Raw genomic sequence first — 11,184 nt, forward strand, 5'->3', positions numbered from 1 at the left:
AGCCGTACGGCCCGGGTCTACGCGTCGTACAGGTCGGCCTTGCGCGGCGAGGCGTCCTGCACCGCCGTGCTGAGGAACCCCGACCGCACCCCGAACTTCTCGATGTCCACGCCGTTCTCCTCCAGGGTCCGCAGCGCCGCCGCGTGCACCACCCGCAGCACCGGAGTCGCCGCGCGCAGCGCGTCGTCCGCCATGAACCGGTGCCGCCACGGCTGGTCCGCCCAGGCGTGCCGCAGACCGAACGGCTCGGGCAGCGCCACGCTCCCGCCGAGCCAGTTCAGCAGCGGCGGATACCAGGTGAGCGGGGCGCGCACGGCGAGCCGGACCACCTCGTTGGTGGTGACCAGCGGAAGCTTCACCGTGCGGGTCTCCCACGGCTTGAAGGACTTCGTGACCTCCTTGCTCGGCGCCTCCGGGGCCGTGGTGAACAGCCCGTTCACCGGACCGAGCGCATGGCCGGTGACCTCGATGCGCAGCGTCGAGTGCAGCACGGTCACCGTGATCAGCATGGTGATCACGAGTTGTCCGTCCCACAGCGTCCACTGCACGCCCAGGTAGTGCCGGTCACCGGCACCGAACTGCTGCTTGTTGCAGATGTCCTGTATGGCGTGCGACTTGACCTGGTACGCCTCCACGTCCGTGCCCTCGGGCCGGGACACCGCCTTGGCGTTCTCCCCGATCGGCGTGACGATCCAGTGGCGTATCGACGCCTTCGGGAAGCCGCCGGTGTTCAGCGGCCCGCGCTCCAGCATCCGCAGCTGGTCGTGGATCGAGCGGATGACGTCCCAGCTGCGGAACGGGTGGATCTCCTTGGCGGGGTCGGCCGGGCGCAGGTCCTCGGCCAGCTGCCAGGACCCCCAGCGGGTGCCCATGCCGAGGATGCCCTTGGGGCCGGCGTAGAACACGGAGTTCGACTGCTGCTCGGCGCTCAGCTTGGCCAGCGACTGGCGCAGCCCCTCGGCCGCGGTCTCGCGGGGGCTGCTCGGCACCGCCTCGGGGACCTTCGCCCCCACGCTGCTGCCCGACAGCAGCCCGGCCCAGCGCTCCCGCAGGTCCTTGGCCGTGTTCTCGCAGATCCGCCGGGCCAGCACCCAGCCGACCACGGGCAGGATCACCGAAGCACGCGCGTACCACGCCCAGAAGCCCGTGAACGGCATCCGGATCAGGAAGATCACGGCGAGCGCGCCGACGGCCACGAGCAGCGTGGTGGCCAGGGCGGAGGCACGCCGGTCGTCACGCTTGTCGATGTTGGTGCGGATCGTGAACACCAGCAGCCACACCAGCAGCCCCGGCAGGAAGATCAGGCCGCACAGCACCATGACCGCGCTGAGCCGGTTGTCGCGGTCCCGGCGGATGTTGTTCGCGGCCAGACAGTGCTCGACGACGACCTGTGGCTCGGTGCCGAAGGACTGGATGAGCGGCTTGCGACCGCTGCCCAGCATGCGGTCCACCACGGCCCGGGAGAACGCCTCGCCCAGGTTCGGCCGGAACAGCGAGAGCTTGCCGGCCTTGACGGTCGACTGGTGCCAGTCGTTGTCCGCCTTGGTTATCTCCTCGACCGGGTTGTCCCGGTAGGCCGCCGATGCCAGCGCGAAGGTGGCCGTCTGCCCCTCGTCGCCCGTGCGCGGCACCTGCGGTCCGAAGATGTCGCCGTACCCGCCGTCCACGGTCATTACCGCCCCCCAACGCCGCCCAAGCCCGCTCCTGCGGCCTTCCCGACTTCCCGGCCCCGCACACCTGTTGATCAGGTCATCAGCGTATCCGCAGGCGCGGACCTTCGTCGGCGGTCCGCGGAAGCGGGCCGCCGACGCGGAGGGGGGCATTCCAGCACGCAGGCTCGCGCGGTGGTGTACGGCCGTACCGCGTGCGCCGGTTGTGCGCGGCCGTACGCCTCCTCCCGGTCACCCGGCCCGGGTTGCGCGCCGTCGTACGCCCGATCCGGTGCACCCGGCGGTCGCTGTGCGCGGTCGGGCACGTGATCCGGTGCGTCCGGCGGCGGTTGTGCGTGGCCGGGTACGTGATCCGGTGCGTCCGGCGGCGGTTGTGCGCGGTCGGGCACCCGATCCCTCGCGTCCTGGCGCAGTTGTGCGGGTCCGGCCCCCCGGTCCGGTGCGTCCGGCGGCCTGCTCCGGTGCGGGTCCGGCCGCGGGCGGCCGCGGCCGGACACCGGCTACGACACGTCCACCGTCTGTTCGCGCACCCGGTCGGCGACCTGCTGCGGCATCGGCTCGTGCCGGACGTACGCGCGGTCGAAGCGCGCGGTGCCGTGCGACAGCGACCGCAGATCGACGGCGTACCGGCCGATCTCGATCTCCGGCACCTCCGCCCTGACCAGGGTGCGCCCGGTGCTCAGCTGCTCGGTGCCGACCACGCGGCCGCGCCGCCCGGACAGGTCGCTCATCACCGCGCCCACGTAGTCGTCCCCGACCAGCACGGTCACCTCGGCCACCGGTTCCAGCAGATGGATCCGCGCGCCGGCCGCGGCCTCGCGCAGCGCCAGCGCCCCCGCCGTCTGGAAGGCGGCGTCGGAGGAGTCCACCGAGTGCGCCTTGCCGTCCAGCAGGGTGACCCGGATGTCGACGAGCGGATGCCCCGCCGCGATGCCCCGCGCGGCCTGGGTGCGGATCCCCTTCTCCACCGACGGGATGAACTGCCGCGGCACCGCGCCGCCGACCACCTTGTCCACGAACTCGATGCCGGAACCGCCCGGCAGGGGCTCGATCTCGATCTCGCAGATGGCGAACTGGCCGTGTCCGCCCGACTGCTTGACGTGCCGTCCCCGCCCGGCGGCCCGGTCCGCGAACGTCTCCCGCAGCGAGACCCGGTACGGCACCACGTCGACCTGCACGCCGTAACGGCTGCGCAGCCGCTCCAGGGCGACGTCCGCGTGCGCCTCGCCGAGGCACCACAGCACCACCTGGTGGGTGTCCTGGTTCTGTTCGAGACGCATCGTCGGGTCCTCGGCGACCAGCCTGCCGAGCCCCTGCGAGAGCTTGTCCTCGTCGGCCTTGCTGTGCGCCTGGATGGCGAGCGGCAGCAGCGGGTCGGGCATCTGCCAGGGCTCCATGAGCAGCGGGTCGTCCTTGGCCGAGAGGGTGTCCCCGGTCTCCGCGCGGCTCAGCTTCGCCACGCACGCGAGGTCGCCCGCGATGGCCCGCGTCAGCAGCCGCTGCTGCTTGCCGAAGGGCGCCGACAGGGCGCCGATCCGCTCGTCGACGTCGTGGTCCTCATGACCGCGGTCGGCCAGCCCGTGCCCGGAGACATGGACCGTCTCGTCGGGCCGCAGGGTGCCGGAGAAGACGCGGACCAGGGAGACCCGGCCGACGTACGGGTCGGACGTGGTCTTCACCACCTCGGCGACCAGCGGCCCGCCGGGGTCGCAGGGCTTCAGCTCGCGCGCCCGGCCGTCGACGGTCGTCACGGCCGGCGCCTCCCGCTCCAGCGGGGTCGGGAAACCTCCGGTGATCAGTTCCAGCAGTTCGACCGTGCCGATGCCCTGCCGGGCGCCCTCGGCCGCCGGGGCGGCGGCCAGGACCGGGAAGAACGCCCCGCGCGCGACGGCCCGCTCCAGGTCCTCCACCAGTGTCTTGATGTCGATGCCCTCGCCGCCGAGGTAGCGGTCCATGAGGGTCTCGTCCTCGCTCTCGGCGATGATCCCCTCGATCAGCCGGTTGCGGGCCTCCTCGATCCCCGGCAGCTGCTCGGGACCCGGCTCGGACTCCTTGCGCTCCCCGGACGCGTAGTCGAACAGCTTCTGCGACAGCAGCCCGGTCAGCCCGGTCACGGGCGCGTGCCCGTCGGGCCCCTGCGGGCCGTGCAGCGGCAGGTACAGCGGCAGCACCGCGTCGGGGTCGTCGCCGCCGAACGCCTGCGCGCAGATCTGGGTCATCTCCTCGAAGCCGGCGCGGGCCGACTCCAGATGTGTGACGACGATCGCGCGCGGCATCCCGACGGCCGCACACTCCTCCCACACCATCCGGGTCGAGCCGTCCACCTCGTCGGACGCCGAGACGACGAAGAGGGCCGCGTCCGCCGCGCGCAGACCGGCCCTGAGCTCTCCGACGAAGTCGGCGTATCCGGGGGTGTCGATGATGTTGACCTTGATGCCGTCCCATTCGACGGGCACCAGGGAGAGCTGTACCGAGCGCTGCTGGCGGTGCTCGATGTCGTCGTAGTCGGAGACGGTGCCGCCGTCCTCCACGCGGCCCGCCCGGTTCACCGCTCCCGCGGTCAGCGCGAGAGCCTCCACCAGAGTCGTCTTGCCCGATCCGGAGTGGCCGACCAGCACCACATTCCGTATGGACGCGGGGTGGTCGGCCGCCGTAGCCCTGCCGGCGGCTCCGGGGTGTGCGTTCGCCTTGTCGCCCATGGCCTTGCCTCCCGTGCACGGTGAGGTCACTGTGGGCGCGGGCATGCCGGAACTCCGCTCCCGGACGAGTCCGGAGGCCCCCCACCGGTGGCGGCTCCGATGACGCCCGCGGTCCTTCGAGCTTTCCACTCCTGTCACGGTGCGTCCATACGGAGGACGGGATCGCGCCACCCGGTCGTGACCGGCAGGCCGCGGCCCGGCCGTGACCCGTACACCGTCGGCCCGTGACACGGCCCGTCGGCAGCCCGGCCGCCGCAGCTGAGCGCGCGTGACTACGATGGGCCAGCCGGAGGTCAGCAGGGGCCGTCCGGCCACACCGACCCTCGGGAAGGCCATGCTGAACAAGTACGCGCGTGCATTCTTCACGCGTGTCCTCACACCGTTCGCCGCGTTTCTCATCCGGCGGGGCGTCAGCCCCGACACGGTGACGCTGATCGGTACCGCCGGCGTGGTGGCGGGCGCGCTGGTCTTCTACCCCAGGGGCGACTTCTTCTGGGGCACGATCGTGATCACACTGTTCGTGTTCTCCGACCTCGTCGACGGCAACATGGCCCGCCAGCTCGGCCGCACCAGCCGCTGGGGAGCCTTCCTGGACTCCACCCTCGACCGGGTCGCCGACGGCGCCATCTTCGGCGGCTTCGCCCTCTGGTACGCGGGCGACGGCAACGACAACACACTGTGCGCCGTCTCCATCTTCTGCCTGGCCAGCGGCCAGGTGGTGTCGTACACCAAGGCGCGCGGCGAGTCGATCGGCCTGCCGGTCGCCGTCAACGGGCTCGTCGAGCGCGCCGAGCGCCTGGTCGTCTCGCTGGTCGCGGCCGGAGTCGCGGGCCTGCACGCGTTCGGCGTGCCCGGGGTCCAGTACCTGCTGCCCGTCGCGCTGTGGATCGTCGCCGTCGGCAGCCTCGTCACGCTGATCCAGCGCGTCGTCACGGTCCGCCGGGAGTCCGCGGAGGCGGAAGCGGCGGCGGAGGCGGCCGTGGCCGGGCACGGCAACGGCTCCCGGGGGAGCGAGGCCGCGAAGTGAACGCCCGGGAACGGCTGGCGGACGCGGTCTACGGGCTCGGCTGGAGCACCGTGAAGAAGCTCCCCGAACCGGTCGCCGTACGGCTCGGCCGGACCGTCGCCGACCTCGCCTGGAAGAAGCGCGGCAAGGGCGTCCGGCGCCTGGAGAGCAACTACGCGCGCGTGGTGCCCGACGCGAGCCCCGAGCGCCTCGCCGAGCTCTCGCGCGCGGGCATGCGCTCGTACCTGCGCTACTGGATGGAGTCCTTCCGGCTGCCGGCCTGGAGCGCCGAGCGGATCGGCGACGGCTTCGAGCCCGAGGGCCTGGACCATCTGACCGACGCGCTCGCCTCCGGGCGGGGCGTGGTCCTCGCGCTGCCGCACATGGCCAACTGGGACCTCGCGGGCGCCTGGGTGACCACCAGGCTGCGGACGCCGTTCACGACGGTCGCCGAGCGACTGAAGCCGGAGACGCTGTACGACCGCTTCGTCGCCTACCGCGAGGGCCTCGGCATGGAGGTCCTGCCGCACAGCGGCGGCACCGCCTTCGGCATCCTGGCCCGGCGGCTGCGCGACGGCGGCCTGGTCTGTCTGGTCGCCGAGCGCGACCTGTCCGCCTCCGGCGTCGAGGTGAAGTTCTTCGGCGACACCGCCCGGATGCCCGCGGGTCCGGCACTGCTCGCCCAGCAGACCGGCGCGCTGCTGCTGCCGGTCACGCTCTGGTACGACGACTCCCCGGTCATGCGCGGCCGGGTCCACCCCCCGCTCGAAGTGCCCGAGACAGGTACGCGGGCCGAGAAGACGTCTGTCATGACACAGGCGCTGGCCGACGCCTTCGCCACCGGGATCGCCGACCATCCGGAGGACTGGCACATGCTCCAGCGCCTGTGGCTCGCCGATCTCGACCCCGCCCCTGCTCGTCCCGGAGGGTCCGCATGAGGATCGGGATCGTCTGCCCGTACTCCTGGGACGTCCCGGGCGGCGTCCAGTTCCACATCCGCGACCTCGCCGCGTACTTCATCCGGCTCGGCCACGAGGTGTCGGTCCTCGCGCCCGCCGACGACGACACGCCCCTGCCGCCGTACGTCGTCTCGGCCGGACGAGCGGTTCCGGTGCCCTACAACGGCTCGGTGGCCCGGCTGAACTTCGGCTTCCTGAGCGCCGCGCGGGTGCGCCGCTGGCTGCACGACGGCCGGTTCGACGTGATCCACATCCATGAGCCGACCTCGCCGTCGCTGGGCCTGCTGGCCTGCTGGGCCGCGCAGGGACCGATCGTGGCCACGTTCCACACGTCCAACCCGCGCTCCCGGGCCATGATCGCCGCGTACTCGATCCTCCAGGCCGCCCTGGAGAAGATCAGCGCACGGATCGCCGTGAGCGAGTACGCCCGCCGCACCCTCGTAGAGCACCTCGGCGGGGACGCGGTGGTGATCCCCAACGGCGTCGACGTCGACTTCTTCGCCGACGCCGAGCCCAGGCCCGAGTGGCAGGGCGACACCATCGGCTTCATCGGCCGCATCGACGAACCCCGCAAGGGCCTGCCGGTCCTGATGCGGGCCCTGCCGAAGATCCTCGCCGCCCGCCCACAGACCAGGCTCCTGATCGCGGGACGCGGCGACGAGGAGGCGGCGGTGGAGTCGCTGCCCGAGGAACTGCGCTCCCGGGTGGAGTTCCTCGGCATGGTCAGCGACGAGGACAAGGCGCGCTTCCTGCGCAGCCTCGACCTGTACATCGCCCCCAACACCGGCGGCGAGAGCTTCGGCATCATCCTCGTCGAGGCGCTGTCGGCGGGCGCCCCGGTGCTCGCCTCCGACCTCGACGCCTTCGCCCAGGTCCTGGACCGGGGCGAGGCGGGCGAGCTGTTCGCCAACGAGGACGCCGACGCGCTGGCCGAGGCGGCGGTGCGGCTGCTGGCCGACCCGGCTCGCCGCGCCGAGCTGCGCGAACGCGGCAGCGCCCATGTACGGCGCTTCGACTGGTCGACGGTCGGCGCGGACATCCTGTCCGTGTACGAGACGGTCACGGCGGGCGCCGCCGCGGTGGCGGCGACGGACGAACGCGGCCCGGGCCTGCGCGCCCGGCTGGGCCTGGCCCGCGACTGACCCGGGGCCGCGACCGGCCTCGGCGGAACCAGCCGACGGGCGGGCGTCCGTGACCGCCGTGACCCGGCCCGGCGATCCGTCCCGTCCGCCTCCGCGCGCGAGACCTGTCTGTCCCGCCCGGCGTCCGGGGGCGAGACCGTCCGGCCCGCCCGCGTCCGCGCGCGAGACCGTCCGGCCCGCCCGCGTCCGCGCGCGAGACCGCCCGGCGTCCGGGGACCGGACTGTCCGGCCCGTCCGGCGTCCGGCGACTGGACGAGACCGACCGGTGTCCCGGGGACGGGATTGTCCGAGCCGGAACGGGGGTCCGGGGACGGGACCGTCCGGGCCGAGCAAGGGTCCGTGGGCGGGACTGCCCGGGCCGGTCCGGTGTCCCGGAGGCGGGATTGTCCGAGCCGGAACGGGGGTCCGGGGACGGGACCGTCCGGGCTGAGCAAGGGTCCGTAGGCAAGACCGTCCGGCTGTCCGGCGGCCGGGGACGAGACCGTCCGGGCCCGAGCGGGCATCTGGGGCGGCAGCCCCCGGCCGGTCCCGTCGACGCAGGCCCCGGGGCGCTCCGCCCCGGCGGGGCGGAGCGCCCCGGTAGCCTTGCCGCCCGTGACCTCAACCCTCATCTGGATCCTCGTCGCCCTGGTCGCGTTCGGCCTCTATCTCAGCTGGACCGCGGGCCGGCTGGACCGGCTGCACACCCGGATCGACGCGGCCCGTGCCGCGCTCGACGCGCAACTGCTGCGCCGGGCCTCCGTGGCGCAGGAGCTGGCGACGGCCGGTGTGCTCGACCCGGCCGCCTCCATCGTGCTGTACGAGGCGGCGCACGCCGCCCGGCAGGCGGAGGAGGAGCAGCGGGAGGTCGCCGAGAGCGAGCTCAGCCAGGCGCTGCGCGCCGTGTTCGCGGAGCCGCAGCAGATGGAGGCCGTGCGCGAGGCGCCCGGGGGAGAGGCCGCGAGCCACGAACTGACCGAGGCCGTACGGAGGGTCCCGATGGCCCGGCGCTTCCACAACGACGCCGTGGGAGCGGCCCGCCGCCTGCGCGAGCACCGCAAGGTGCGCTGGTTCAGACTGGCCGGGCATGCGCCCTTCCCCATGGCCTTCGAGATGGACGACGAGCCCCCCGTCGCCCTGGCGGACCGCGCCGTCTGAGCCAGGAGGAGCAGGTCAGGGGCCAAAAGGATCCACCGCCTACCCATTGGCCCTTGCTGTGGCCTGGTCCGATCCCGTTTCCTCCGTGCTGTAGAAATTCTCTTCCCCGAGCGAGGTCAACCCGTGTCCAGCACGATTCCCCCCACCGCCCAGACCCCCGAGACCGGTACCGCCCGCGTGAAGCGCGGCATGGCCGAGCAGCTCAAGGGCGGTGTGATCATGGACGTCGTCAACGCCGAGCAGGCCAAGATCGCCGAGGACGCGGGCGCCGTCGCCGTCATGGCGCTGGAGCGGGTTCCCGCCGACATCCGCAAGGACGGCGGCGTGGCCCGGATGTCGGACCCGAACATGATCGAGGAGATCATCGAGGCCGTCTCCATCCCGGTCATGGCCAAGTCGCGGATCGGCCACTTCGTCGAGGCCCAGGTCCTCCAGTCGCTCGGTGTCGACTACATCGACGAGTCCGAGGTCCTCACCCCGGCCGACGAGGTCAACCACTCCGACAAGTGGGCGTTCACCACCCCCTTCGTCTGCGGCGCCACCAACCTGGGCGAGGCCCTGCGCCGGATCGCCGAGGGCGCCGCGATGATCCGCTCGAAGGGCGAGGCCGGCACCGGCAACGTCGTCGAGGCGGTCCGCCACCTGCGCCAGATCAAGAACGAGATCGCCCGGCTGCGCGGCTTCGACAACAACGAGCTGTACGCCGCCGCCAAGGACCTGCGCGCCCCGTACGAGCTCGTCAAGGAGGTCGCCGAGCTCGGCAAGCTCCCGGTCGTGCTGTTCTCCGCCGGTGGTGTCGCCACCCCCGCCGACGCCGCGCTCATGCGCCAGCTCGGCGCCGAGGGCGTCTTCGTCGGCTCCGGCATCTTCAAGTCGGGCGACCCGGCCAAGCGTGCCGCCGCCATCGTGAAGGCCACCACCTTCTACGACGACCCGAAGATCATCGCGGACGCGTCCCGCAACCTGGGCGAGGCCATGGTCGGCATCAACTGCGACACCCTCCCCGAGACCGAGCGCTACGCCAACCGCGGCTGGTAACCCACATGAACGACGCACCTGTGATCGGCGTCCTGGCCCTTCAGGGCGACGTACGGGAGCACCTCATCGCCCTGGCCGCGGCAGACGCCGTGGCCAGGCCGGTGCGGCGCCCCGAGGAACTGGCCGAGCTGGACGGTCTGGTCCTGCCCGGTGGCGAGTCCACCACCATCTCCAAGCTGGCCGTCCTCTTCGGCGTGATGGAACCGCTCCGCGCGCGTGTGGCGGCCGGAATGCCGGTCTACGGCACCTGCGCGGGCATGATCATGCTCGCCGACAAGATCCTCGACCCGCGCTCGGGCCAGGAGACGATCGGCGGCATCGACATGATCGTGCGCCGCAACGCCTTCGGACGACAGAACGAGTCCTTCGAGGCGGCGGTCGACGTCAAGGGCGTCGAGGGCGATCCTGTAGAGGGTGTCTTCATCCGCGCCCCGTGGGTCGAGTCCGTCGGGGCCGGGGCCGAGGTGCTCGCCGAGCACGCGGGCCATGTCGTCGCCGTACGCCAGGGCAACGCGCTGGCCACGTCGTTCCACCCGGAACTGACCGGGGACCACCGTGTTCACTCCCTGTTCGTCGACATGGTGCGCGCGAACCGCACAGCGGAGTCCTTGTAGGATCTCCGGGGTACTTCCGGGCGGTGACACCCGGGGGCGTTCGTACAGGATGGGTTACGCGAAGGAGACAGGCAGATGTCCGGCCACTCTAAATGGGCTACGACGAAGCACAAGAAGGCCGTGATCGACGCCAAGCGCGGCAAGCTCTTCGCGAAGCTGATCAAGAACATCGAGGTCGCGGCCCGGATGGGCGGCGTCGACATCGAGGGCAACCCGACGCTCTACGACGCCATCCAGAAGGCGAAGAAGCAGTCGGTCCCCAACAAGAACATCGACTCCGCGGTCAAGCGCGGCGGCGGCCTCGAGGCCGGCGGCGCCGACTACGAGACGATCATGTACGAGGGCTACGGTCCCAACGGTGTCGCCGTGCTCATCGAGTGCCTGACCGACAACCGCAACCGTGCCGCGTCGGACGTCCGGGTCGCCATGACCCGCAACGGCGGCAGCATGGCCGACCCGGGCTCGGTGTCGTACCTCTTCAACCGCAAGGGCGTCGTGATCGTGCCCAAGGGCGAGCTGACCGAGGACGACGTCCTGGGTGCCGTCCTGGACGCGGGCGCGGAGGAGGTCAACGACCTCGGTGAGTCCTACGAGGTCCTCAGCGAGGCGACCGACATGGTGGCGGTCCGCACCGCTCTCCAGGACGCCGGCATCGACTACGACTCCGCCGAGGCCAACTTCGTCCCGACCATGCAGGTCGAGCTCGACGAGGACGGCGCCAGGAAGATCTTCAAGCTGATCGACGCGCTCGAGGACAGCGACGACGTGCAGAACGTCTTCGCCAACTTCGACGTCAGCGACGACGTCATGGAGAAGGTCGACGCCTGAGCGCACCGGACGAGCGAACGGCCCGCCGAGGAGGACCTCGGCGGGCCGTCGGGTACTAACAGAGGAACAACACCCGGGAGGAGAGCTAGGT

Annotated in this window: 9 protein-coding genes; 7 read left to right on the forward strand and 2 right to left on the reverse strand. The window is 72.0% G+C overall.

The annotated features are described in order from the left end of the window. Positions 1–17 precede the first annotated feature (17 nt). Both ACWC24_RS30055 and ACWC24_RS30060 read right to left on the reverse strand, forming a co-directional pair. Entirely contained in the window at positions 18–1,673 is a 1,656-nt protein-coding gene (locus tag ACWC24_RS30055; protein WP_450666022.1) for a hypothetical protein, read from the reverse strand. A 497-nt stretch (positions 1,674–2,170) separates the two neighbouring features. Then, positions 2,171–4,369, reverse strand: a complete 2,199-nt coding sequence (locus tag ACWC24_RS30060; protein WP_450666032.1) for an elongation factor G-like protein EF-G2 — start codon at positions 4,367–4,369, stop codon at positions 2,171–2,173. 277 nt (positions 4,370–4,646) lie between these two features. Between ACWC24_RS30060 and pgsA the strand changes: the two genes are divergently transcribed. The 7 genes from pgsA to ACWC24_RS30095 all read left to right on the forward strand — a co-directional run bounded on the left by pgsA (position 4,647) and on the right by ACWC24_RS30095 (position 11,093). Beyond that, the gene (gene pgsA / locus ACWC24_RS30065) at positions 4,647–5,396 is read left to right on the forward strand and encodes a phosphatidylinositol phosphate synthase (protein ID WP_450666033.1); all 750 of its coding nucleotides are present in this window, start codon (positions 4,647–4,649) and stop codon (positions 5,394–5,396) included. After that, the gene (locus tag ACWC24_RS30070) at positions 5,393–6,313 is read left to right on the forward strand and encodes a phosphatidylinositol mannoside acyltransferase (RefSeq protein ID WP_450666023.1); all 921 of its coding nucleotides are present in this window, start codon (positions 5,393–5,395) and stop codon (positions 6,311–6,313) included. The genes pgsA and ACWC24_RS30070 overlap by 4 nt, the downstream gene beginning before the upstream one ends. After that, the gene (locus ACWC24_RS30075) at positions 6,310–7,476 is read left to right on the forward strand and encodes a glycosyltransferase family 4 protein (RefSeq protein WP_450666024.1); all 1,167 of its coding nucleotides are present in this window, start codon (positions 6,310–6,312) and stop codon (positions 7,474–7,476) included. The genes ACWC24_RS30070 and ACWC24_RS30075 overlap by 4 nt, the downstream gene beginning before the upstream one ends. 585 nt (positions 7,477–8,061) lie before the next feature. Next, a complete protein-coding gene (locus ACWC24_RS30080; protein WP_450666025.1) occupies positions 8,062–8,613 on the forward strand; it encodes a hypothetical protein in 552 nt (183 codons plus the stop codon). A 123-nt stretch (positions 8,614–8,736) separates the two neighbouring features. Then, complete coding sequence (gene pdxS, locus ACWC24_RS30085; RefSeq protein WP_162468628.1) at positions 8,737–9,651, forward strand: pyridoxal 5'-phosphate synthase lyase subunit PdxS; 915 nt, start codon at positions 8,737–8,739, stop codon at positions 9,649–9,651. Between the two features lie 5 nt (positions 9,652–9,656). After that, positions 9,657–10,265, forward strand: a complete 609-nt coding sequence (gene pdxT / locus ACWC24_RS30090; protein ID WP_450666026.1) for a pyridoxal 5'-phosphate synthase glutaminase subunit PdxT — start codon at positions 9,657–9,659, stop codon at positions 10,263–10,265. 75 nt (positions 10,266–10,340) lie between these two features. After that, complete coding sequence (locus tag ACWC24_RS30095; RefSeq protein WP_351619663.1) at positions 10,341–11,093, forward strand: YebC/PmpR family DNA-binding transcriptional regulator; 753 nt, start codon at positions 10,341–10,343, stop codon at positions 11,091–11,093. Positions 11,094–11,184 lie beyond the last annotated feature (91 nt).

Source organism: Streptomyces sp. NPDC001443, assembly GCF_053597355.1.